Source organism: Thermanaeromonas sp. DSM 22490 (assembly GCF_056378755.1).
In genome coordinates this window covers 1-22979 of the sequence record NZ_JBJHHE010000031.1, presented here as the reverse complement: position 1 = coordinate 22979, position 22979 = coordinate 1, and the positions used below count along the sequence as shown (strand labels likewise).

At 48.2% G+C, this 22979-nt stretch carries 30 protein-coding genes and 1 pseudogene; 3 read left to right on the top strand and 28 right to left on the bottom strand.

What is annotated here, in order from left to right:
• Nucleotides 1–117: 117 nt before the first annotated feature.
• The 23 genes and pseudogenes from AC1BI1_RS13895 to AC1BI1_RS13785 form a co-directional block, all read right to left on the bottom strand.
• Nucleotides 118–1359 (bottom strand): glycosyltransferase family 4 protein, encoded by a 1242-nt coding sequence (locus AC1BI1_RS13895; RefSeq protein WP_476717905.1) that lies wholly within the window; start codon nucleotides 1357–1359, stop codon nucleotides 118–120.
• On the bottom strand, nucleotides 1356–2102 hold the full coding sequence (locus tag AC1BI1_RS13890) for a class I SAM-dependent methyltransferase (protein ID WP_476717904.1): 747 nt from the start codon (nucleotides 2100–2102) through the stop codon (nucleotides 1356–1358). The genes AC1BI1_RS13895 and AC1BI1_RS13890 overlap by 4 nt, the downstream gene beginning before the upstream one ends.
• A 204-nt stretch (nucleotides 2103–2306) precedes the next feature.
• Nucleotides 2307–3893, bottom strand: coding sequence for an oligosaccharide flippase family protein (locus AC1BI1_RS13885; RefSeq protein WP_476717903.1), 1587 nt, complete (start codon nucleotides 3891–3893; stop codon nucleotides 2307–2309).
• Nucleotides 3894–4152: 259 nt separating this feature from the next.
• Nucleotides 4153–5184, bottom strand: a complete 1032-nt coding sequence (gene rfbB / locus AC1BI1_RS13880; RefSeq protein WP_476717902.1) for a dTDP-glucose 4,6-dehydratase — start codon at nucleotides 5182–5184, stop codon at nucleotides 4153–4155.
• 9 nt (nucleotides 5185–5193) lie between these two features.
• Nucleotides 5194–6036 (bottom strand): dTDP-4-dehydrorhamnose reductase, encoded by an 843-nt coding sequence (gene rfbD, locus AC1BI1_RS13875; RefSeq protein WP_476717901.1) that lies wholly within the window; start codon nucleotides 6034–6036, stop codon nucleotides 5194–5196.
• Between the two features lie 76 nt (nucleotides 6037–6112).
• Nucleotides 6113–6574 carry a dTDP-4-dehydrorhamnose 3,5-epimerase family protein gene (locus tag AC1BI1_RS13870; protein ID WP_476717900.1) on the bottom strand — a complete coding sequence of 154 codons (462 nt, stop codon included), beginning with the start codon at nucleotides 6572–6574 and terminating at the stop codon, nucleotides 6113–6115.
• A 28-nt stretch (nucleotides 6575–6602) separates the two neighbouring features.
• Nucleotides 6603–7670 carry a glucose-1-phosphate thymidylyltransferase gene (locus AC1BI1_RS13865; protein WP_476717899.1) on the bottom strand — a complete coding sequence of 356 codons (1068 nt, stop codon included), beginning with the start codon at nucleotides 7668–7670 and terminating at the stop codon, nucleotides 6603–6605.
• Nucleotides 7671–8359: 689 nt separating this feature from the next.
• A complete protein-coding gene (locus AC1BI1_RS13860; RefSeq protein WP_476717898.1) occupies nucleotides 8360–8494 on the bottom strand; it encodes a hypothetical protein in 135 nt (44 codons plus the stop codon).
• Between the two features lie 139 nt (nucleotides 8495–8633).
• Nucleotides 8634–9083, bottom strand: a complete 450-nt coding sequence (locus AC1BI1_RS13855; protein WP_476717897.1) for a type II toxin-antitoxin system VapC family toxin — start codon at nucleotides 9081–9083, stop codon at nucleotides 8634–8636.
• Complete coding sequence (locus AC1BI1_RS13850) at nucleotides 9071–9301, bottom strand: hypothetical protein (RefSeq protein WP_476717896.1); 231 nt, start codon at nucleotides 9299–9301, stop codon at nucleotides 9071–9073. The genes AC1BI1_RS13855 and AC1BI1_RS13850 overlap by 13 nt, the downstream gene beginning before the upstream one ends.
• 204 nt (nucleotides 9302–9505) lie before the next feature.
• Entirely contained in the window at nucleotides 9506–9973 is a 468-nt protein-coding gene (locus AC1BI1_RS13845; protein WP_476717895.1) for a DUF4351 domain-containing protein, read from the bottom strand.
• A gap of 72 nt (nucleotides 9974–10045) precedes the next feature.
• Nucleotides 10046–10468, bottom strand: a complete 423-nt coding sequence (locus AC1BI1_RS13840; RefSeq protein WP_476717894.1) for a nucleotidyltransferase domain-containing protein — start codon at nucleotides 10466–10468, stop codon at nucleotides 10046–10048.
• Nucleotides 10455–10922: a type VII toxin-antitoxin system HepT family RNase toxin gene (gene hepT / locus AC1BI1_RS13835; RefSeq protein WP_476717893.1), complete on the bottom strand. Its 468-nt coding sequence runs from the start codon at nucleotides 10920–10922 to the stop codon at nucleotides 10455–10457. Before hepT ends, AC1BI1_RS13840 begins: the two co-directional genes overlap by 14 nt.
• Nucleotides 10923–11421: 499 nt before the next feature.
• Nucleotides 11422–13311, bottom strand: coding sequence for a tetratricopeptide repeat protein (locus AC1BI1_RS13830; protein WP_476717892.1), 1890 nt, complete (start codon nucleotides 13309–13311; stop codon nucleotides 11422–11424).
• A 42-nt stretch (nucleotides 13312–13353) separates the two neighbouring features.
• Complete coding sequence (locus tag AC1BI1_RS13825; protein WP_476717891.1) at nucleotides 13354–13596, bottom strand: hypothetical protein; 243 nt, start codon at nucleotides 13594–13596, stop codon at nucleotides 13354–13356.
• A gap of 449 nt (nucleotides 13597–14045) precedes the next feature.
• Nucleotides 14046–14432 carry a type II toxin-antitoxin system VapC family toxin gene (locus AC1BI1_RS13820; RefSeq protein WP_476717890.1) on the bottom strand — a complete coding sequence of 129 codons (387 nt, stop codon included), beginning with the start codon at nucleotides 14430–14432 and terminating at the stop codon, nucleotides 14046–14048.
• On the bottom strand, nucleotides 14429–14665 hold the full coding sequence (locus tag AC1BI1_RS13815; RefSeq protein ID WP_476717906.1) for a type II toxin-antitoxin system Phd/YefM family antitoxin: 237 nt from the start codon (nucleotides 14663–14665) through the stop codon (nucleotides 14429–14431). Before AC1BI1_RS13815 ends, AC1BI1_RS13820 begins: the two co-directional genes overlap by 4 nt.
• Nucleotides 14666–14929: 264 nt before the next feature.
• Entirely contained in the window at nucleotides 14930–15502 is a 573-nt protein-coding gene (locus tag AC1BI1_RS13810; protein ID WP_476717889.1) for a DUF4351 domain-containing protein, read from the bottom strand.
• 158 nt (nucleotides 15503–15660) lie between these two features.
• The gene (locus tag AC1BI1_RS13805; protein ID WP_476717888.1) at nucleotides 15661–16278 is read right to left on the bottom strand and encodes a nucleotidyl transferase AbiEii/AbiGii toxin family protein; all 618 of its coding nucleotides are present in this window, start codon (nucleotides 16276–16278) and stop codon (nucleotides 15661–15663) included.
• Complete coding sequence (locus tag AC1BI1_RS13800; protein ID WP_476717887.1) at nucleotides 16238–16531, bottom strand: hypothetical protein; 294 nt, start codon at nucleotides 16529–16531, stop codon at nucleotides 16238–16240. Before AC1BI1_RS13800 ends, AC1BI1_RS13805 begins: the two co-directional genes overlap by 41 nt.
• A 378-nt stretch (nucleotides 16532–16909) precedes the next feature.
• The gene (locus AC1BI1_RS13795; RefSeq protein ID WP_476717886.1) at nucleotides 16910–17518 is read right to left on the bottom strand and encodes a DUF4351 domain-containing protein; all 609 of its coding nucleotides are present in this window, start codon (nucleotides 17516–17518) and stop codon (nucleotides 16910–16912) included.
• A gap of 24 nt (nucleotides 17519–17542) precedes the next feature.
• Nucleotides 17543–17653, bottom strand: a pseudogene (locus AC1BI1_RS13790) (NAD-dependent epimerase/dehydratase family protein); the annotation flags it as partial.
• A 34-nt stretch (nucleotides 17654–17687) separates the two neighbouring features.
• Nucleotides 17688–17945: a hypothetical protein gene (locus AC1BI1_RS13785; protein WP_476717885.1), complete on the bottom strand. Its 258-nt coding sequence runs from the start codon at nucleotides 17943–17945 to the stop codon at nucleotides 17688–17690.
• Nucleotides 17946–18203: 258 nt separating this feature from the next.
• On the opposite strand from AC1BI1_RS13785, the gene AC1BI1_RS13780 reads away from it, so the two are divergent.
• A complete protein-coding gene (locus AC1BI1_RS13780) occupies nucleotides 18204–18626 on the top strand; it encodes a type II toxin-antitoxin system HicB family antitoxin (protein ID WP_476717884.1) in 423 nt (140 codons plus the stop codon).
• 196 nt (nucleotides 18627–18822) lie between these two features.
• Here the strand turns inward: AC1BI1_RS13780 and AC1BI1_RS13775 are convergent, their stop codons facing one another.
• The 5 genes from AC1BI1_RS13775 to AC1BI1_RS13755 form a co-directional block, all read right to left on the bottom strand.
• The gene (locus AC1BI1_RS13775; RefSeq protein WP_476717883.1) at nucleotides 18823–19323 is read right to left on the bottom strand and encodes a DUF4411 family protein; all 501 of its coding nucleotides are present in this window, start codon (nucleotides 19321–19323) and stop codon (nucleotides 18823–18825) included.
• A gap of 12 nt (nucleotides 19324–19335) precedes the next feature.
• Nucleotides 19336–20502 carry an ImmA/IrrE family metallo-endopeptidase gene (locus AC1BI1_RS13770; RefSeq protein WP_476717882.1) on the bottom strand — a complete coding sequence of 389 codons (1167 nt, stop codon included), beginning with the start codon at nucleotides 20500–20502 and terminating at the stop codon, nucleotides 19336–19338.
• 107 nt (nucleotides 20503–20609) lie between these two features.
• Entirely contained in the window at nucleotides 20610–20792 is a 183-nt protein-coding gene (locus AC1BI1_RS13765; protein WP_476717881.1) for a hypothetical protein, read from the bottom strand.
• Nucleotides 20789–21157: a nucleotidyltransferase family protein gene (locus tag AC1BI1_RS13760; protein WP_476717880.1), complete on the bottom strand. Its 369-nt coding sequence runs from the start codon at nucleotides 21155–21157 to the stop codon at nucleotides 20789–20791. Before AC1BI1_RS13760 ends, AC1BI1_RS13765 begins: the two co-directional genes overlap by 4 nt.
• Nucleotides 21144–21857: a hypothetical protein gene (locus tag AC1BI1_RS13755; protein WP_476717879.1), complete on the bottom strand. Its 714-nt coding sequence runs from the start codon at nucleotides 21855–21857 to the stop codon at nucleotides 21144–21146. Before AC1BI1_RS13755 ends, AC1BI1_RS13760 begins: the two co-directional genes overlap by 14 nt.
• Nucleotides 21858–22125: 268 nt before the next feature.
• Between AC1BI1_RS13755 and AC1BI1_RS13750 the strand changes: the two genes are divergently transcribed.
• Both AC1BI1_RS13750 and AC1BI1_RS13745 read left to right on the top strand, forming a co-directional pair.
• Complete coding sequence (locus AC1BI1_RS13750) at nucleotides 22126–22446, top strand: hypothetical protein (RefSeq protein WP_476717878.1); 321 nt, start codon at nucleotides 22126–22128, stop codon at nucleotides 22444–22446.
• The gene (locus tag AC1BI1_RS13745; RefSeq protein ID WP_476717877.1) at nucleotides 22431–22682 is read left to right on the top strand and encodes a DUF2283 domain-containing protein; all 252 of its coding nucleotides are present in this window, start codon (nucleotides 22431–22433) and stop codon (nucleotides 22680–22682) included. Before AC1BI1_RS13750 ends, AC1BI1_RS13745 begins: the two co-directional genes overlap by 16 nt.
• The last annotated feature ends 297 nt before the right edge of the window (nucleotides 22683–22979 follow it).

The following is a 22979-nucleotide window of genomic DNA, read 5'->3' as shown; positions in this document are numbered from 1 at the left end:
TATTAACCAAATTAGGTTTATCTTTCCACGCTTAAAATTTTTAAATTCGTGTCTTGACAAAGGGGTCCACCTTAACCTTCCATACCCAAGCGATGGTTCCCTAGGCGTAAAAATGCCTCAAGTTGGGGCTTTAAGGCAATCGTTATTAAAACTATTACTAATACTTACACGTTTTAAATGTTGGAACAATCTTTGTACCGCATGTTGCAGGGTCCATAAATTTCGGGTTATCTCAATAGCTCTTTCTGCTATGTATTGATACTTATTTTTATCCACGAGAAGTTGGATAATGGCTTCAGCAAATTCTTGTTCATCACGTTCTGTAAGTAAACCACTTTCATTATGAACGACACTTTCTCTCACTCCTCCCTCTTTTACCGCAACTACAGGTGTCCCACAGGCCATAGCCTCTAGAGGTACAAGACCAAAGGGTTCAAGATACGGGGCATATACACCTAATTTGGCTTGATTATACAATTGTACTAATTCCAAATCGTTAATAAGACACTTTATCTCTAGCTTAACCCCTTTCTGCGCTGCGAGTTTTTCAAGATACGTTCTCCAGGGTTGCCAAACTAAATTCCCAACGATTAATAAACTTGGTCGTATCTTTTCTTCAATTTTACTAAGAGCTTTTATAATAAAATCAAAGCCTTTCGCTGGTGTAATGGAACCTACTGATAGTACATATGGTTTACGTTCCATATTAAGAGGGCGAAAAACTTCCGTATCCACTCCTAAATAAGAGACAAACGAGTTCTTTCCGTAAGCTTTAAGAATTGACTCTCTTGAAAAATAGGAATTAGTAAGAATCACTTTAGCAAAGGAGGCATTTTCTTTATCGATACGATGTAACCTAGATGTGATATATCTTCTCCAAATCTTCTTCCATACGTCGGTATAGATATTTCCAGTATAAGTGTTTTTTAATACTTGTTGTAATACAACTTCCTCATTTAACCTGTAGGGCTGTTGACAATAATAAACATGTGGTTTATTAAGATATTTAAGGATAAATGGCGACATAGTAAACTGATCCTGTTCAACAAAAACCAAATCATGTTCACCATGATTAATAATAATAGCAAGTTTTTTTTGTACTTCTTCAAGGTCAGAAAGCGAAATGCGAAGCGGCAAAATGTAATATATTGTCGATTTTATAGATCCTATAAATGTTTTATGAAGAGGTAAAATCGTAATATTGTTAGTAAATTGCTTAAGCGGCAAGAACTTTTCATCAGCAGTAGAAGGAACAAAAATATCTACATTACATCCTTCTCTAATTAAATATTTCACAAAACCATACAAAGCCCTTTTAGCCCCCCCGGATGGTAGGTTGTGGAAGACCGCTATCTTCATGGCTTTCTCGCCACCGCTATTAGATCTTCTGTAAAGGCTCTTGGTGAAATACCGAGAAATTTTCCCAAAATCCAATGCCCTCCCCATCGGATCGTTTTCTTTATCTTTGAGATTAAATTTTTATTTATTTGAGGAAGCACTTCATAGTTTATTACGATCACCTCAAACCCTACTGCTAGCAAACACTGATTTAAACTATCTATAGTGAAAAGTGTCTCATGAGTAAAATCACGATAAAAATAGCGCCCCCACATAGGGTTATCTGCATTAGTTACTCTTAGTAATAGAAAACCCCTCGATTGTAAAGCATTATAGGACAAGTCTAATACCTCCAAGATTTTATCCTTTTTAAGGTGATCAAGAAAATCAATCATTCCTATTACAGTATAATAAGTACCTTTATCTTTTAAGTAATTAAATACATCTGCAATATAAAATTCAACTTTTCCTTCAAAATCACATTTAAATTCATGTAGCTTGTTTTTAGCCACCCTGATTTGTTCAGGAGAAAGATCAACCGCATGGATATTAGTAAACCCCTTTTTTAATAGATAGTATTCTAAGTATCCTACACCACAAGGTATATCAAGTATAGGGCTATTCCGCGAAATACTATATAAGAATTTCCCAAAATTTAAGTTAATTCTTTGTATCATAAATTGCCAACCTTCCTGTGTCTTGGGCATAAATCTATTGTAATGCGTTGAGTAATACTTCTCAATTAACTTTTCTTGATAAGTCATTAACTTCTCTCTCCTCAACAGGAACTTCAGCATCATTTTCTCTCTTCTTCACGAAAAACCCAATACCAACTAAGAAAACACTATAGCTCCACGCTTTATTAAATACTCCTGACTCGCTTAAGGCTACGAACAAATTTGATATCAACAAGGTTTAAGCGTTCATTGCTATAGGTCCATTTTAAGAATTTGGTTTTCCACATATTTCTACCGGGCTTCTTTAGGAGATTGAAGTCTGGAAACTACTGATACAATAAGCTTTTTATCCGCTTCATCTAGCACATAGTACCAGATAATGATAGCGAATACCAAAACTAGAATACTTATGATTCCAACCCTGAAAAGAAGTGACTCCGAAAGCGATGTCACCCACAATAATCCGCTAACACCTAGCAGAATAACCATGCTACGCCATAAGCCATTTTCTACAATACAAGTATAAGATAAATGTATCAACCTTATCGATAGCATGAAAACTACACCTGTCTCAATCAATGCTCGTAAAGCGAAAGACAAAGCAGCACCAACAACTCCCAAATATTCTACTAAAGACCATACCAGTGCCAAATTTAATGGAACTTCGAGTAGATATAGCTTTGCAAGAATGTCAGGCCGCCCTAAACCTTGAAGAAGACTGCCCGACACAGGAGCAAGTAACCCAACTAAAGAACCAAGAAGAAGAATTTGAAATACAAGTGTACTCTGTTGAGCGAAATCTGTTCCCAGCCAAAGCTGAAGGATATCATCTGCAAATACCACAAGAATCAGCACAACCGGCCCTGTACCTAGAAGAAGGTATTTAACAGTTCTAACATAAATTCGTTGTAGATCTTCTTTACGGGTTGTCGACAGTGTGCTAAAGGCGGGAAATAGGGTCATAACTAAGCTTGATGGTATAATCCAAAGCCGAGTTATCAATTCGAAAGGCGCTGTATAGTAGGCAACGGCAGCCACCGAGAGAAGTGAACCGATCAAAAACCGATCTAAATACAACAACATTGGGCCAATAATGTTCGAAACCGTCACCCATCCGCCAAAAGAAAAGAGACAAGGAAAAAGGCCAAACGAAACGGAATATTTCTTCAGCTCAGGAATCAGACGAAAGTTTAGTGCTACAAACATAGACAAGGCCCCAATCCTGGCTAATATAATTAAAGCTACAATCCCCGGGAGGCTAAATCCCCAAAACACCCCAACCAAGGTAAGAAGATAAGTCAACGAGCTTGTGGGGATCTTCACCGCATTGACCAGATCAAACCGTTGTGCAGCCTCAAGAACCCCCGAGAAGGATCCAGAAATCAGGCTTACCGGAACAGAGAACGCAAGAAGATAAAATACTATCCTGGCTTCCCTGACCAGCTCTGGAGGGATGTTTAAGACACGCCCCACCAAAAGCGGAGTGACACTAGCGAAGATGAGACCACCAACAACGCCCAAGATCGCCTGAACCGTGACTGCCGTCCAGAAAAGGCGCGGAATTTCTTGTTTTTCGCCCTTTCCCAAAGCCTCGGCGACAAATCTTGTGGTAGCCCGGCCCAAGCCCAAGTCGAACACAGCAAAGTAACCCACAATCACCCAGGCTAAAGACAAGAGCCCAAAGCGCTCGGGGCCTAGTCTCCGTAAGATGAAGGGGATGGTCAACACGCCGACAAGCAGAGGTACTGCTTGTCCGATGAAGTTTAGAATTGTGTTGCGGGCTAACATGCTGCCTCGTATTTCAATCGGCTTTCTCATCTGTACCTCGCCTATTACCACCTTAGCTAATATTACCCTTACATAGACCTGCTCCAGCATCTATCTCTAGCGCTCCGCGGGTGCTAGCCGTACCACTCTGGTAAACCCTTCGTTGGGTTTCAGCAATTTAGGTGGAAGCATGGCTTCCAGCAGTAAGATCTTGAGAGACTCTTTTAGGCTTAAATATAATGGTGTTGTTTAGTTGTTTTTCTAAATATTTCTACAGAACCGGTGACTTTCTTTTGGGCTTAATATTGCCATTTTTTAACGCTATATAACCTTCTCGTATGTGACTTTTTTACGGGAAACAAGCTAGGCATCATTTAGAATGCAATACGGCTAGCTTGCTGTACCATTTCTCGGCATACTGCCGATACCCCCCGCTTTTTACCCTCTCCCACCAGGCTCGGTTTTGCTTATACCAGAATATAAGCTCTTTTAGGCCCTCTTCAAAACTCTTGAGAGGTTGCCAGCCAAACTCTTTTCTGATTTTACCGGCCTCAATGGCATAGCGCCTGTCATGCCCGGGCCGGTCTTTGACAAAGGTGATAAGGCTTTCGGGTTTGCCCATGAGCTTTAAAATGGTTTTCACGATCTCCAAGTTGGTGTGCTCGTTATTAGCGCCTATGTTATAAACCTCACCCGGCCTCCCCTTTTGCAGTACCAGTTCCAGGGCGCGACAGTGATCTTCTACGTGTATCCAGTCCCGGATATTTAAGCCATCGCCATACAGGGGGATGGGTTTTCCTTCTAACGCATTGGTGATGCACACCGGTATGAATTTTTCCGGGAACTGGTAGGGGCCGTAGTTGTTGGAGCAGCGGGTTATAACTACGGGCACGCCATAGGTACGAAAGTAAGCCCGGCAGAGGAGATCCGCCGCCGCTTTGCTGGCGGAATAGGGGCTATTGGGCTTTAAGGGGCTGTCTTCGGTAAAGGGAGGGTCTCCCGGCTCTAGGGAGCCGTAGACCTCATCGGTAGATACCTGGAGGAAGATTTTTACCCCGTGCTGCCGAGCAGCCTCCAGGAGCACCTGGGTGCCCTTTATATTGGTCTCGATAAAGGGTGAGGGGTCCAGGATGCTCCGGTCCACGTGAGATTCGGCGGCGAGATTCGCCACGGCGTCGAATTTTTCTTCTTTAAAGAGCCTATCCACCAGCTCCCGGTCGGCTATGTCCCCGCGCACGAAACGGTAGCGGGGGTTATTTTCCACACTTTTAAGGTTTTCCAGGTTGCCGGCGTAAGTGAGCTTGTCTAAGTTTACTATGTACCAGTCCGCGTGCTCCTTTAAGAGGTGCCGTATAAGGTTAGAACCTATGAAGCCGGCGCCACCGGTAACGAGAAGTTTCATTTTTAGCCTTTAGCTCCTTTTCTCAAGATAGCGCCTCAAAGCGTCCTGCCAGGGAGGCAAAAGATACCCGATGGTTTCTTTTAAAGGGAAAGGATCCAGTACGGAGTACGACGGCCGCCTGGCCGGACGCGGGAATTCGGCCGAGGTGATAGGCTTTACAGGAGTATTTACGCCGGCCACGGCCAGGATCTCCCGGGCGAAGTGGTACCAGGTGGTGGCTCCCCGGTTGGTGATGTGATACACGCCGTAGCACCCGCTTGTCAGAAGGTCAGCTAGGGCGCGGGATAAGTCCCGCGTGTAAGTGGGGCAGCCCCACTGGTCACCCACTACTGTAAGGCACTCCCTTTCCCGGGCGAGTTTTAGGATGGTGTCCACAAAGTTGGGGCCGTGTTCACCGAAGAGCCAGGAGGTGCGCACCAGAAAGTATTTAGGGGCTATGGTTTCCAGGAATCGCTCGCCCAGGTATTTACTCCGGCCGTAGGCATTTATGGGGTTTCTCCGGTCATATATGCCCCAGGGGTTAAAGCTGCTGCCGTCGAACACGTAATCCGTGCTTATGTGTAGCAGGACGGCATCCGCCTCCCGGCAGGCCAGGGCGAGATTCCGTACACCTAAGGCGTTTACTTCTAAGGCCTTCTGGTATTCTTCTTCCGCCTGGTCTACTTTGGTATAGGCGGCGCAGTTTATGACTGCCTGGGGCCTATACTGGAATAAGCCTTCTTTTACCCTTTGTCTGTCCGTGATATCCAGCTCCGCCCGGGTTAAAGGCATCACCTCATAGCCCCGGCTTTTTAGCTCCTCCACCACGTCCCGCCCCAGCATACCCCCGGCGCCGGTAACCAGTATCCGCACTCCTCTCCATCCCCCTTTACCCGTGCTTTACCCGCAAGGATTATCCCGGCGTCGGGCCGTTCACATCCTAAGCTTTTTACCCGTGCTTTACTTCCCAGGAATAGGGGATGGAGGGGTCGTTATAGGGCAAGCGGTATTCATCGGGCTGTTCATAGTTATAGAGTTCAGTAGGGAAATTAACTATTAAAGCCGTCTCCGGCCCCTCGGCAGTGAAGCCGTGGTACACCAGGGGCGGAATTTTAAGCAAGACCGGGTTTAAATAGCCTATATGGAACTCGTTTATCAGCCCCCGGGTAGGGCTCCCCTCCCGGTTATCATAAAGGACTACCCTGGCCATCCCGCCTACGCATACAAAGTGGTCCCACTGGATTTTGTGGTAATGCCAGGCTTTTACAACCCCCGGGTAGCAGGCGGTTATGTAGGCCTGGCCAAATTTCATAAACTCTTCCCAGTCGGATCTTAACATCTCCATGAGAAACCCGCGGGCATCGGGTATGAGCCTTAGCTTTCTTACCTTGACATCTTCTATAAGCTGCATTTTATCTTAATCCCTTCTTTGTTTTTGTTTAGACGGCGATTTCGGAATCATCCCCCAGGAAGAGGCGCAAGGCCTGGCGGTTGCCGGGAGATTTCTGGACCTTGGCGTTGCGGCCCAGAAGGCTGTCCTCTATCCGGGGTATATCCATTAGACAGCAACCCTCAAGGACCACCGAATGCTCTATGCTCACCCTAATCAAGCGGCTTCCCTGGCCTATGGCGGTGAAAGGACCAACGAAGCAGTCTTCTAGATAGGCGCCTTCGCCTATCACCGCCGGGCCGCGGATGACCGTGTTTATCAGTTTTGCGCCTTTGGCTATCTCTACCCGACCTACCACCTGGCTTTCTTCATCTATTTCTCCCTCGTTCTTGGCCTGGGCGTAAGCGTCCAGAACAGCCCGGTTGGCCTCCAGGATGTCATCTTTCTTCCCGGTGTCCAGCCACCAGCCCTTGACCTTCCGGGCCAGTACTTGCCCACCCATGTTTAATAGCTCCTGGATGGCATCGGTTATCTCCAGCTCACCCCGCCAGGAGGGGTGGATGCGCTCGATAGCTTTATGGATTTCGGGGCTAAAAAGATAGACGCCCACCAGGGCCAGGTTGCTGGGGGGCTCTTTGGGCTTTTCGATAAGCTTTATTACCTGGTCCTGCCCGTCCAGCACAGCCACGCCGAAGGCGCGGGGGTCGGGCACTTCTTTTAAAAGAATGAGGGCCTCCGGCCGGGAGGAGTTAAATTCCTCCACCAGGCCCTTCACGCTATCCTGGATGAGGTTGTCCCCCAAAAACATGAGGAAAGGTTCGTCTTTCAGGAAATCGCGCGCTGTCTTTACGGCGTGGGCCAGGCCTAAAGGTTTATCCTGGAGTATGTAGGTAACCCGGGCGCCAAAGGCGCCGCCATCCCCCACGGCCTGCCTAACACTTTCCCCCGTCTCGGGGGAAATGATTATGCCTATGTCTTGGATGCCGGCGCCCACCACCTGCTCTAGGACGAAGAAGATGATGGGCCGGTTGGCCACGGGGATGAGCTGCTTGGTGGTAGTGTAGGTCAGGGGCCTGAGCCGGGTCCCCTTACCGCCGGAGAGGATCAATCCTTTCATGTGCGAGGTCTCCTTAGGTAGAATAGGGTGTTTACCTTTGATGCTGGAAGAGAGTGTGGATTTCATTGTATAACAGTTGGTTGTGTTGCCTATATTTGACATTTTGAGTGCCATATAATTTTCTCTGATCTTTTATATTTTTGTTTCTCTCTTGTTCTCCTGCTCTTCTTCCTTATTCTATATATCTTTTACTTTCGCTTTCTTTGCCCCAGTGCTCCTTTCCTTTCCCGTTCCTGCTATTCCAGATTCAACCTTTACTATATTCGCCAAAAAAGGAGCGATTCCTCCTAGGTTTCGTGGTTTGGTTTTATTTTGCAAGGCCCGGCGTGGGCGGGTAGCGGTGGTCGGACCGCAATAAAGGCCCGCATTTATGCGCGGACCTTAAGTTAAAGCCAATAATTCCTTCAAGGGCTGGCGCAATTCGACCTCTTCCCAGTAGAAGCCGTCGCCTTGCAAGCCTTTTCCACTTGGCTACTCAGGCGGCAAGATGATTACGTATGCCCAGGAGAAATCGGTAGGGGCCTCGGGATGCCCCGTCTAGATTTTAATGGGCTATACCGAGCAGAGCTTTTATGTCGCTCTTTAGGTAATTCCTCCAGGAGAGTTTCTTAAGTTGTACTTTGTAAAACTTGAACTCCAGCACCTTAAGAAAGGAAAAGGCTACTTCGTGTTGGTCCGGTTCTTCGGCCTTATCTGTCGTAGGAGAAGACGGCTATGGGCAATATTTTCTTTTGGTGCTTTTCGTATAGCCGGCTAAAGTATATAAACATCCGCCGGGCAAAGTCGGCTTCTCTGTAAGCCTGGGGCTCTACGTGGATAAGCACATAGCCCTCTTCTCCTTTTATTTTAACACGGGCCAGTATATCTACTTTGATAAGAGGGCGAAACTACTTTCCTCGTTAGTGGTGGAGTAGTATTTCTCAGCACTCGTCCTCCTCGCCTCTCGGTAATGCTAAGGGTTCATTATAACAATTCATTCAAGACAAGAATCTCTATTTCCCTGACTTTCTTTAGACTTGCGTCGTTCGTAACCAATGCCTTGGCTCCAGCGATAATTGCCGTCGCTATCTGGATCGCATCTGGCGTCTTTATCCCATATTTGCCCCTTAATTCGGCAGCTTTTTTAGCTATACTTTCATCCACAACCCAGGTTGTTAACTTCTCATCCTTGAGCAGCTTTTGAGCGTATAGATCGACAAGATCGCCCCGGCCATCTTTTATAGGTTTTACGCATATTTCTAGCAGCGTAATAATTGAAGTGACTGCCGCAAAACTTTCATCCTCATCCAAGCGACTAAAGATATTCTTTGTTAGTTCTAAGTAACGTTCGTTCTTCTCAAAATGATAAATAAAAATCGCTGTGTCTAGGCCCACCAGTGAATACCGGGAAATTTGCTGTTCTAATTGTCCCAACTTGCTCTCTCCCGGCTTACATATTCCTGGGCGTCAATTTCTTTCCATATTTCTGCTCCCAAACCCATCATCTGCATCCAGGTCAAAGGCTGTGCTTGGCATCTCCCCTTTTGGGCTAGACGTGCAGAAAGCTGAGCAATAAGCTCGAGCTGCTCTTGCTCTGTAAGCTGATCAATAAGTCTTAACAATTCTCCCAATGTCTTTTTACTTATAGCCATTGGAAAACCTCCTTTAGCGTTTCCGCTACTTTACTTTGAGCTTTCCGCCCCGCTAGGCACCCGTCCCGTTATCCGGCGACCTCTTGCGGAAATACGCCAGTAGCTCTAGCCTTGTACTCAGCAGGGAAGCCTACTCCAGTAGATGATAACGGCCCTCATCAAAAGTTCTTCCCACATATGGCTCTGGACGCCCCCGGTTAGATTTTAATGGGCTATGCCGAGCAGAGCTTTTATGTCGCTTTCACTGGACACCTCAAATATCTTCTCCGCCAGCTCGTCAAGCTCCTTTAAGGAGAGAGACTTGATTCTCTCCTCTACCTCAGGAGAGACAAAACCTAAACGCTTCTTTAAAAGCCTTATTACCAAATCTTGTGCCTTTTCCCTCCGGCCCTCCTCCAGGCCCACTTTACGCCCTTGCTCTAAGCCTCGCTGTATTCCCTGCTGTATTCCTTGTTGTATTCCTTGTTGTATTCCCTGTTGTATTCCCTGTTGTATTCCCTGCTGCAGCCCCTCCTGCCATCCCTTTATGTGCCACGAAGTCCTGAGTTCCATTACCTTCTTCACCTCCTCCGGACTTAATTCCTTATGTAGCATCTCCTCTACTTCTTTCTCCTCTTCCGGGCTTAAACCCAGGTAAGTGTCAAATTTGTCTTTCAATGTATCACTGGCCAATTTCCTGTTCAAAGATGCCTAACAATAATTGGTATCCATGTCCTAGCAAAATAGCCTCCACGATGCCTGCATCTAAGATAACAGATCGTCGAAAAAAGCCCTGAATAAGGGCTGGCAGTCAAAATACTCGCGCCAGGTTTCTTCCAGGAAGGTAAACCTGGCAAACTCATTCTTGCTCACCAGCATCTCGCCGCGGGTGGCGTGGTAGCGTAGGGCAACGGGAGCGCGGTTCAGCACCAGCACATCTACGGGCATACCCACCAGGGGCTCTAGGGCTGCGCTCAAGTCCGCCTCGTATTCCCAGACTCTAATCTTATTAAGTGCGCTTTCATCCACATATACAGCAATATCTACATCCCCACAGGGTACCGACAGGAGGAAAGAGCCGTGCAGGTAAGCAAAAACAATTTCCTCCCGGTGGGACAATTCCCTTTTCAAGATCCTTTTAATTTTTCTTTTCTCTGCGGGTGTCAGCAGACGCTTACCTTTTATCATGTGGGTGTTCCTTTTCTACGGCTTTTAAAAATGACTTTATTTCACTTATATACTGGAGAAGGTTACCAGTAGCATTTTTTAATATGTCGAAGACAATAGAATCATTAATTTTCCCGTACTGGTGTACCAGGAGGTTTCGGAATTTAGCCGCAGAAGCCATTTTCTGGGCCAGCTCCTCGGAAATGATGCTGTTTTTTCCAAGAATATAAAAACAATCGGCATAGCTTGCGGGAGCTTCCTTGGCCACCCGGGCGGCAAGATGATTACATATGCCCTGGGCCGCTTCGATGGCCACTATAAGCTGGTACTTAGTTGCGGAAATAAGTATTTCGTCATCCAGGAATTCCTCTCGCGATTTTGAGGCTATCTCTTGCAAAAACGCAACTGATTTTTCAATATCGGCCATCTTTTCCCGGAGCAAATCATAATTGAGGTGGAGTTCCTTTTGGGCCAATGGGTCTTCCTCCAATTATATTCCGTGGGTTTGAGCGTTAATGGTGGTCGCGATTATGGTTACCACCTTTTTATTGTAACGCCTATTTAAAGGGAAAACAACGATTGTTCAGCTCAAATCTCTTTTCAAGCTATAGTGGTCGAATAGAAGTATGTTCTTGGGACGGACTGGAGTATGAAGGTTTGGCGTTAAGGGAGGAGTTAGCGCCAGTGTATGGTCTACGCTCACGATACCTCAGCGGAGAACAAGCACGATGCGATGATCATTCGTAGCGCGGAAGTATAAGGTAGTAGGTTTGAAAAGTTCAGATTAAAGGAATCCAGATTCAACCTTTAAACTGTGCGCCCAAAGAGGCGCGATTCCTTTTGGTTTCGCGGTTTGCTTTTGGGTTGCAGGTATGGCGCGAGTGCGGACCGGTACCCGAGCCGCGACAAAGGCCCAGTGCGGGCGGATAGCGGTAGCCGAGCCGCTATAAAGGCCCGCATCTTAAGCGCGGGCCTTAAGTTAAACCCAATATTTCTTTCAAGGGCTGGCGCAACTCGATAGGAATGGTAGCGATTTTGGTGCGCTTGCCCTCTATGACCGCTTTGCCCACCATGACCAGAGCCCTGGACCAGAGAAAGCCTAGGGGGGATTCAGGGTCTTCCTCCTCCCAGTAGAAGCCGTCACCTTCCAGGGAGCCGAATTTGCGGGTGACGGCATTAAGTCTGCTCCAGCCGCCTTTCTGCAGCAAGTATTCCAGGAGTTCCCGGTCTTCTCCCTCCAACTCTTGCACTACTCTTTCCAGATTTTCGCGGCGGGTGAGAAAGTCTACGAGCTGCTTTTCCCGTTCACGGCGCACGCGCGCTGGCTCAAGGCCGTAGCTCCGGCAGGCGGCGTCCAGCCAGTTGGCGGGCATGTTTTTCAGCCCGCGGGAAAGGGTGGGATTAACGGGAAGGGGTTTTTCTTCTATCTTCCTGCGCTCTTCCTCTTCATACAGCTCTACCAAATGGCGGGGAAGGTTTAGCAGTAACTCCCGTTCCTCTATTTGCTCTTCCAGGAACTCCAGCTTCTCCAGAAATTCTTCAGATAGCCCTTTTCTGTCGATCTTGTCCAGGCGGCGCCGGGCTTCCTCTATATTGTCCATTTGTACCATAAGGGCGGCAAAATTGAAAAGTACGGCTGGATTTTCCGGGGCCAGTTCCTCCAGCATTTGCATAATATTTAAAGCCTCTTCGAGCTCTCCCTTTTGGCGCAGGAGATTGGCCAGGGCCATCATGGCCCGAGCATAGAAGGTCCCCTGCTCGTGGAGGTCCTGCAGCAGTTTTATGGCCTCGTCCACCTGACCTTTATCCCGCAGTTCAAAAGCCTTTTCCACTACGGCATCCAGTTTCTCATCCGGCCCCAACACTACGAGGGTCTTTCTAATCTCTACCAGCCGCTCTTCTCCGTCTATATTCATGCGTACGGGCTCGCCTTCCTTCAGAAGCCCGCGCTCCAGGAAGCCCTGGGCCACTCCCATCTTTACCACCCGGCCGAAGACGGAAGAGTCCAGTATTCTCCGCCCCAGTTTTTCACCCCATTCCCCGGCATAAGCCGCCAGGGAATAGGCTATTCTGCCCGCATCTTGCGTTTCCCCTTGTTTAAGAATGTAGGATAACAAGGCCATGCGGATGTAGCCGTCCTGCCAGTAGCGCCGGCGCGCCTCTTCATCCGTGGCGGCTTCTTTTATCATTTTTTCTACTTCTTCTATCTCGTAAGTTTTGTAGCTCATTTCAAAGGGCGGGACGACGCCCCGCTCCACCAGGAAAGCCACCTGCTGCATGGCGTCAAAGAGATGATGGACCTCGGCTATGGAAGACCACAGGCTGGCTGCCCGTTTGTAGCGGCCCAGGTTGAAACAGGCCACACCCGCCAGGAATTTGTTTTCCCATGAAAGGTGGTAGGGTTCCCAGCGGCGATATAACTCAAACACTTGCCGGTCATCCTTTAAGTCGGCTGCGGCCCGCATGATGATAGCGGTGTATTCGCAGAAGGTGGGAGGGACCTTCCTGAAGGTGTGAAGCAGTTCCGAGAGGCCCGTTTCGAAGCTCTGCACGGCCTGATTTAGCCAGCGGCGGGCTTCTACCTCCCGGCCTAAGGAGCAGCAAATGCGGGAGGCCAAGGCATAGGTAAAGGGATTGGCCCGCCTGTATTCGTCGTCTGGGTTTATTAAAGCAGGGTGCAATGTTTCCAGGGCTTCTTCAGGCTTCCCGGCCATAAAAAGAGACAGGGCCAGATTGTTGCGGATGGGTACAGCCTCAACTTCTTTTAGGGCAGCGGCAAAGCTTTGGGCTGCGCCCTGGAAGTCGCCTTTCTTTAGCAAATTGTGGCCTCTTTCTACCAGTTGTTCTGCGTTGTTCAAGATCATTTTCCTTTCGTTATATATTGGGAAAAGGGATGTTCTACTGGGCTATTTTTCGACGACGAGCTTCTTCTTTGGTATCGCCTTGAGTAATGACAGGGGGAAGAGAGGGGACAAATACTGTGTACCCCCCACAGGGTCCTCCTCATCCGGTTCATTCCACTCAAGTATCACGTTATACCGGCGGGTAATTCTCTCGTTCACCGAGGAAGCCTGGAGAAAGTTAAGCACCATCTGCAAGCGTTCTGAAGAAAGCTTAGAAAGTGCTTCCATAATTTCTCGCGGTAACATGGATGTAGCACACTCCTTTGAGTTAATCGCCCTGGACCCAGCTCCCCAGAAAAAACATCTGCCCCTCCCGGCGAAACTGTTCTTCTTCCGAAGCGGCAATCTCCTTTCGGACTTCCTCCATGGCTTTCACCTACTTTTCTAGTTCCAGTATAGCACCGGGCTAAACAAAAGCAACACGATTTTCACTTTTGGAAAAGCGGATCCATTTCTTTTAAGGATATGCCAGCAACTACTTTCCAGGCGTTTTACTTTATAAAGCCTTTTCGAGAAAAAGAATACTAATCCTGCTTATCCGGCAAGTTTATTCGCCCAAAAAGGGGCGATTCCTCCCGGATTTCGCGGTTTGGCTTTTAACCGTTGGTACAGGGCGGGGATCAGATAATTTGTGCCGGATCGGTGGGAGCCTAACGTCAAGGGGGCAGCAGTGGACGCGGGGTTAGAAAATGCTGTCACCATATAATTTGTACCGGATACTGCATTATCGCTGCATCGCCGGTCAATATGGGAAGATTTTCTACCTGGGCTTGAGCAACTAATAGCCGATCAAACGGATCGCGGTGATGTGCTGGAAGATTATATACGTGCAAAGCATGGCTTAGCCTTACCGGTAGAGGCGTAATATCGTTCTGGGCCAGTTGTTCCATGATAAAGCCTTCTAAATCATCTGGCACGGCAAGTTTCCCTAGCTTAGCCTTAATGGCTATTTCCCATCCGCTGGCCGCACTGAAGAAAAGGGTATTTTCACCATCGCTGATAATTTCTCGTGCTCGCTCAGTCAGCCTCGGGTCGTCGGTTATCCACCACAGAAACACATGGGTGTCAAGCAAAACCTTCATTGTTCAAATGCCTCCAGGATGTCCTCAGGAAGAGCCGCATGGAAATCGGGTGCCACCGTAATTCTCCCTTTGGCACTGCCGGGAACTCTAATTCCCTGCTTTTGCTTCACCGGGACTAGGCGGGCTACAGGCACTCCTGCTTTAGCGATGATTACTTCTTCTCCTTCTTTTACCCAGGCCAGGAGTTTAGAAAAATGTGTCTTGGCTTCGTGAATATTTACTTGTAAAGCCAGTCGGATCACCCCCCTTGTAATCTATATTAGACTAAGTTTGTAGACTAAGTCAAGGCCTCGCGCCGGGTTTCCTCCAGAAAGGTATATCGCGCCAGTTCCGTTTTTGCTTATGAGCATTTCGCCGCGGGTGGCGTGGTAGGGGCTGTCAGGAGGCGATTATCTTTGATATGCCTAGCGGGGGCTTCCTTGGCCATCCGGGCGGCAAGATGATTACATATGCCCAGAAGAAACCGGGATGGGCCTCTGGATGGGCCCGGCTAGATTTTAATGGGCTATGCCGAGCAGAGCTCTCACGTCGCTTTCACTGGACACCTCAAATATCTTCTCCGCCAGCTCGTCAAGCTCCTTCAAGGAGAGAGCCTTGATTTTCTCCTCTACCTCAGGAGAAACAAAACCTAAACGCTTCTTTAAAAGCCTTAGCAAAATTTCCCTCCGGCCCTCCTCCAGGCCCACTTTCCGGCCTTGCTCCCACCCTTGCTGTATTCCCTGCTGTATTCCCTGCTGTATCCCTTGCTGCAACCCTTCTTGCCACCCCTTTATGTGCCACGAAGTCCTGAGTTCCATTACCTTCTTCACCTCCTCCGGACTTAATTCCTTATGTAACATCTCCTCCACTTCCTTCTCCTCTTCCGGGCTTAAACCCAGGTAAGTGTCAAATATCGCGGTTATAAGCCCCAGCTTCGCCGGGTCTAGCTGCATCCTGGCTACCATCCTGGTAAACTCTACCTTTAACCGCCGCCTCTCCTGGGGGCTGTAGTCCATCTTGCTAAGAAGCGCCGCCGCCACCGGATTGTCGCTCTTTAGGTACTTCCTCCACGGCAGCTTCTTAAGTTGCACCTTGTAAAACTTAAACTCCAGCACCTTAAGAAAAGAGAAGGCTTTAAGCGCGCATTCCTCTGCATATATAGCAGTGTCTACATACTGTGTGTAGCCCCCAAGTAATATGTGAGGGCCTTCTTGGGCCCTTTTATCTCCGGCATAGCTGGGCTAAAACGTTAATGCTGCATCTCCTTTAGAAAGTCTTTAAAAAGAATAGGTGCTTTATCCTTTAATTCCGGTTTTAAAACTCGGAGGCCAGAGACCTCTTGAGGAAATATTCTTTCTATTTTCTTCCACCGAAGCTTTAGAGCCTCTAACCTTGTTCTTACTAGGGAAGCATACTTAAGAAGATGCTCTTTCCTTCTTTCGTATACCACGGCAACGTCTATTATATCCCTCGCCTTTAAGCTCTCGGCCCTGTAAAAAAGCTTCTTAAGTACAATTTCTTCCGGCGTCTCCACCCGTATTTTTTTCCCTTTGAACCGCTCTACCAGGAAATAATTTACGGTAAGGTGGGGCGCTATTATGAAATCCACATCTCCTACCGGGAACTTTAGCTTAAGAAAGTTTGAGCTTTCTACGTAATCGTTCGTCATATCTTGAGCAGTGCGGTTTAATCGAGGGCTAAGAAGAGTGAGGTATTGGGCATCGGTGAGGAATACGTCTATATCCCGACTTTCCCGGTGCCGGAAATAAAAGGCAAGGGCGGTACCCCCGCCCCAGGTCCATTCCTCTTCCGGGATGTTTGAGCCTTCAAGAATATAAAGCGCCCTCATCAAAAGTTCTTCCCACATATTCTAACATCTCCTCAAGCTCCACATTACGATAAAATTCCTGAACGTAGGTTTTGTAATACTTTAGCAAGGTAGCCTCTGGGATGTTATGCTTAGTCATAAATTTGGCTATATCCTGGAGGGGCACATCAGTAAAAAAGTTAAAGACGTGCACCATATATTTTTCGCTGAACTCCATATTCTTTAACATCCGGGCCAACTTTTCTTCCGGCAAATAATCTACTGTTTGGGCATTAATGGTGGTTTCGATCATAGTTATCACCTTAGTTAATTACCTTTTTCAGGTGTAACACCTATTTATGGAAAAAAGAACTACACTGGATTTGACGCTTAGGATCCCCATTTTCCCTGTCTAGTTTTCTGGGTCCATTAAAGGCAAAATAGTCCTCGAACCTGTAGTAGGCAAGACGGAACCAGGATGGCGTCGCTGGAAAGGCATCCTTAAAGGAAGTAAAGTGCTACAAGAACACCTGGCAGAACACGCTATCCAAGGTGGAACAAGAGTGATAAAGGTATTTGACGCTTATGCTGTATTATGTTGGCTACAAGAAGAACCGGGTGCCAGCTATGTGAATAATCTAATGGCTAAAGCCGAAGAAAAAGCCCAACCATATTATGTATGTAGCTGCCTTTACACTGTCATAACCTCATCTTTAACGATGCGCAAACGGATAGTGCGAGGCATATCTTTGTTTTCAAGATGACAGCATACGGCGTCTCGAACGGCAACCCTTATTTGCTCTAAGTTTTCACCTTGTACGAATATAGAATGACCTAGAGCTCGTGCTATATAACCCCCCTCAGGGACTTCTTCGACGAGAAAAACTATCTGCTGGCTCGACATCATTGTTTCCATATTGAGAAAACTTCTTAAGTCGCGCTCGTCTGACAGCTCAAATACCTTCTCCGCAACCAGATCGAGTTCCTCTCCAGAAAGACCCTTTATTCTCTCCTCCACTTCGGGAGACAGGAAACCGAAACGCTTATTTAACTGCTTTAGCAGTATTTCTTGTTTGCCTTGCTTACTGCCCTTACGATGCCAAGAAGTTGTAAATTCTCTCACCTTTTCCAACTCCTCTGGGGTTAATTCCTGAGGCAGCATTTCCTCAAATTCCTTTTCTTCTTCCTCAGTCAACTCCAAAGAAGACTCAAATACGGCCGTTATAAACGCTATCATATCTTTATATGCGGTGTCGTAATCTATAGGTATACCTGTTTCTCCTCTTTTTTTACGGCTCAAGTTTACTCCCTCTCCCTATCCGAGGTGCCCCCGGCTCAAGTTATCGTAAACAATTACTTCATGCCCCGCCTTCAGCAGTTGCCTTACCGTGTGGCTGCCGATATAACCGGCTGCGCTAGTCACCAACACCCGCATCGCATCTCCTTCTTTAAAACTTACCACCGATAATCTACCGCTTACACCCCATCCTTTCCCTGACCAGCCCCCACACGTAAAACATCTCCCTAACTCCAAGGAGCCGGCAGCCGCCGTACACTACAGCGCCGGCACAGCCAAGCGCACTAATCCGCAGGCCCAAGGCGGCAAACCTCGCCAGGCCACCCCCCAGAAACTTGGCCGCATATTGCTCCACTCTTTCATGAGGCAACTCCGCCGCCATGTTAAGCCGCCATACCACCGCACCCATCACCAGGGCCGCCACGGTCACCTTGGCCGTCTCAACCAGGAAATAACGCCCGGGTTTCTCCTGTTTTTTCTTTAGTTTACGGTATTTTACTTTGAGTGTAAAGAGGTGTAGCCGGTTGGAGCAAATCCCTTTTCAAGCTATAATGGTCAAGTAGAGGTATGCTCTTGGCACGGACTGGAGTATTCAGGTTTGGCGTTATATATGATATCTGAGGCCGGTGTATGTAAAAATGACATTAAGAGTAATAGAAGAAGCAGAAGAGTAAAGAAGGAATTTGCCTTGAATAAGGGTCTGACTTACTACCTCAGTCTTGAGTATCCGTTTGTAGTAAAACCCCTTACTAAAGAAGACGGCGGTGGATATATAGTGGAATTTCCTGATTTACCTAATTGCATTGGTACCGGAGATACAATTGAAGAGGCCATTAAAATGGCCCAGGATGCTAAGAAATGCTGGATTGAGGCTAGCTTGGAGGAAGGTTTAACTATACCCGAACCTTCTAACCCGAAAGACGAACTGGCTGAATACAGCGGCCGTTTTCCTCTGCGGATCCCAAAAGTCTTCATAAAATGGTTATGGAAAACGCCAGAAAGGAAGGAGTTAGCGCCAACCAGTATTACTTCACCTGATAAGCCCGGGTATAGGAAAATCCATGAATTCCAAAGGGTAAGAAGCAGTCCGGGCCGGATAGACTACATCTAAGATAAGAGATTAGGATAAGAGATCGTCGAAAAAAGCCCCGAATAATGGCTGGCAGTCAAAATACTCGCGCCAGGTTTCTTCCAAGGCGGGTTCCATTGTATTGGTCTACGCTCACGATACCTCAGCGGAGAACAAGCACGATGCAATGATTATTCGTAGCGCGGAAGTATAAGGTAGTAGGCTTGAAGAGTTCAGATTAAAGGAATTTCACGTCTAAATTGCGCAGCATGGTGAATGTGTCCACATATGCAACTCCAAACACTTTACACACATTGGGAATAGGAACTTTTCTCTTAATATCAGAGTGAAAGGTTTCCTGAGTGACTACTATATATCCTTTTGCCTTCGCGTAGGCAATCACCCAACCATCTGCTCCACGGGCAAAATCTGCCTTGGCTTTAGCGAAAAATTGATTCTGGTTTAATACCCACGTTATAATATCCCGGTAAGCTTGAATAACTCCCCCCTCATTTGTTGGTTTACACCACGAGTAAAAGGTGTTTTTTATCCAGTCCCTAACTTTGTCATCCTTCTGCTCTATTTCCTTTCTTACACGATCAATAGTCAACACTCGTCCGTTACGTGCCTGCTCAACTAAAGCCTCCCAGAAGACAGGAGCAATGTCGAAAGCATAGTAACGATTCGCTGCTTCCAAAAACACATTGGTATCCAGCACGTATACAGATTCACTGCTCATGGCATCCTCCTATTAGAAGCCCAGTAACTCTGCATACTTCTCAAACGTCTTTCCGTAAAGTCCCGTAAGCTCGTAGGCTTCACTATAGAGAAGCTTACCCTCTCTAACGGCACACACTACGGCCTCTGCAAAACGCCGGCCAATACGCAAGTTTTGAGTCGCGTAGAAGTCTCCACCTTCGCTGTCTCGAGCAGCAAGGCGCTCTTTTGCCAGGTAATCCCGATAGAAGTCAAGAAACTTGCTCTTTGGAATAAACCCAAGGTCTAGGGCCCTGCGAGCTGCGACCAACTCGCTCACCTTGAACCGGCGGGCGAGCGCATTAAAGGGCTCCTGCTCCTGGCGAACGGAAGGCCATATTTGACGCAGTTCCTCCTCCGGAACCAAAAACTCCGCGGCTACTTTATTGCAAGCCCTTTCAACTTCGTCATCAGCGGGTTGAAGCTCGTTTAAGTCAAAAGCAGCACTCGCGCCGTACCACACGTGCGACAACTCATGGGCTAAAGTGAACATTTGGGCTGCCTTACCATCAGCACTGTTTAAGAACACTAGTGGGGCATATTCATCTACCAAAACGAAGCCACGGAACTCCGCTGGGTTAAGCTTGCGGTGCGTGTTATTTCCGACGATGCTATTGGCAACCACCAGAATGCCAGCAATTTCCGCTCTGTTTTGTAACTCTCTAAGTGCCGCAGTCCAGGTGGGTTGGTCCGCCGCCCATCGTTCTTTAAGCCCCAGTGTATTTCTTATCTCTAGAGCCACTTGACGGGGATCATCTCCTAGCCTTGCCGAACCAACAAAAGGTAAGGGCTCCTGTCCTTCCTCAATGAGATATTCGCGCATCCATGCCTGGCGCTGCATCATCGTCTGGACCGTCTCGACAAGTTCAAGGCTTAACCGATACATGGGTCGGTTACTGAGCGTGCGAAAGTATGGTATAGGCAAATCCTCTTCTGGTGGGGCAGGAAGAAAAAAGTAACCCAACGGAGTAAAAGTTGTTTTCGCTAGCTCTTCCACCTGCCGCAAAGTCGGCCTGCTTTTGCCCCTCAGCCACTCTGTAAGCTTAGGAAATTTTCGCCGGGCTTCTAGGAACCTACCCGAACGCACGAGTGCCCAGCGGAGAACCGATACACTTATATCTACTCTAACTATATTGGTCCTTGCCCCTTCCCCTTTGTTCATGGTGTCTTGGACCTGGTCCATAAAACCCGGTTGACCAGAGGAAAACTCGGTTTTTCCTGAACCAGGCGCACACCTCCCTGTTCATTATCCTAGAGTACAGATACGTCTTATTCAAGTATTATTTTTGTTCCAAGGCTATCATTCACGCTAAAGTCTGGCTCGCCACTTACCTTGGTGTTGCCTGTTCGTGGCCAATAGCCCTTACCTTGGAGTTCTTGCACCAGACTTGCTATGTTGGCAAATTCCTCCTCTAGACAGGCAATAAGAAGAAGTATCTCTTTTCGCGTCATAGGCGTATACCTTCCTTAGTTACTCGCTCCACCAATGAAGACACTGCTCCCTCCATCAGAACCAAGCTTACAGGAAAAGGCGCGGCGATTTCCTCTGCTTCCGCCACGGCTCGCCAGTAATTGGCCCGGGAAGGAAAGCCTTCAACCAGCAGATCTATATCAGAGCGGGATGAAAAGTGCTTTCCCCAAACTAGGGAACCAAAGAGATAGACGTTTTTCACCCTGTAACGTTCCTTCAAATACCTGGCTACTGCCTGTGCCCTATTCAGAGCGAGGTTTCGTCTTTCCCCCTCGGCCTGCCGCCTGTCCCGGGCACGGCGCGCCCAGCTCTCCCTTATGGCAGCCCAAGTGCTACTGTTCGCCAAAAGAGGCGCGATTCCTTCTTAGTTTCGCGGTTTGCTTTTGGGTTGCAGGACCCAATATTTCCTTTAAGGGCTGGCGCAGCTCTATAGGAATGGTAGCGATTTTGGTGCGCCTGCCCTCTATGACCGCTTTGCCCACCATGACCAAAGCCCTGGACCAGAGAAAGCCCAGGGGGGATTCGGGGTCTTCCTCCTCCCAGTAGAAGCCGTCGCCTTCCAGGGAGCCGAATTTGCGGGTGACGGCATTAAGTCTGCTCCACCCTCCTTTGTGCAGCAGGTATATCAAGAGCTCCCGGTCTTCTCCCTCCAACTCTTGCACTACTCTTTCCAAATTTTCGCGGCGGGTAAGAAAGTCTATGAGCTGCTTTTCCCGCTCGCGGCGCAGGCGCGCAGGTTGAAGGCCGTAGCTCAGGCAGGCGGCATCCAGCCAGTTGGCGGGCATGTTTTTCAGCCCGCGGGAAAGGGTGGGATTAACGGGAAGGGATTTTTCTTCTATCTTCCTGCGCTCTTCCTCTTCATACAGCTCTACCAAATGGCGGGGGAGGTTTAGCAGTAACTCCCGTTCTTCTATTTGCTCTTCCAGGAACTCTAGCTTCTCCAGGAATTCTTCAGACAGCCCTTCTCTGTCGATCTTTTCCAGCCGGCGCCGGGCTTCCTCTATATTGTTCATTTGTACCATAAGGGCAGCAAAATTGAAAAGCACGGCCGGATTTTCCGTTATATATTGGGAAAAGGGTTGTTTTATTTAGGTTATCTTTCAACAAAGAAGGGGGAAATCCTTCCAGGTTTTGCAGACTATTCAGGCGGGTCTAACGGCTGGGAACCCTTCGGTACGCCCCAATAAATCGGACTAGAGGGCAAGTCAAATTCTAATATAACCCCACCACGTCCGGTTGAAATCGTCTCGGTATTGCTGGGGTGACCGGTTTCTGGTAGACTGAAACTAGTCAGAACAGGAGTCGGAAGAAACAGTGACCAGGCAGAAGACGGGGGCACACGCTGTTTCCGGTATCTGGATCAGACTGCCGGAGGAGCGGTGGCAGCATATAGTCGAGGAACATCCAGAGCTCGAAGACCTGCGACAGGAAGTGCTCCTTACCGTCGAGAGGCCCCTCAAAGTTTTGGCAGGGAGCCGCGGTGAGCTGTTGGCTGTCCGGGAAGTAACGCCCGGCAAGTTCCTGGTGGCGGTGTACAGGGAAACAAGCCCTGATGACGGCTTCATAATAACGGCGTTCCTGACCCGAAGGGTCGGGCAGTTGGAAAAGAGGGTGGTCGTATGGCCGAAGCAATGAGTTACATCAAGTTGGCCGAGGCGGTTTCGCAGGTGGTCGTGGGCTCCGGACTCCCCCTCCTCCGGGTGTCCTATGACCCGGAGGGCGACGTCCTGTACGTGCACTTCACCGAACAGCCGGTCGCCGCCGACGACAGCGAGTTCGTCGGGGACGACACCGTGATACGTTACCGGGGCGGCGAAGTGGTCGGGGTGACCATTTTGAACGCGAGCAAGCGGAAACGGGAGAAAGATTGAGTGCGAAGGAGGAAGGAGTAGCGGTATACTACCCATCAAATCTTGCCTTGGTCGAGTAGAGGCATGCCGTGAGGCATGCCTCTACTCGACCACCTTGTAGCTCTTTACCGTAAAAAATAAAGAAAAGGAGTGGCCACCCTACTCCTTTTATACTAACCGCAGGCTTCCTGGTGAAAAATAGTACAATGGGAATCGGTACCTCGGATTGTGTAGGAGGTGACGAATGTGGCCCTTGACCTGGATACAATTGGGATAGAGGTGGGCTCGTATTCATACCTCCGGCGTTTTGATCCGGAC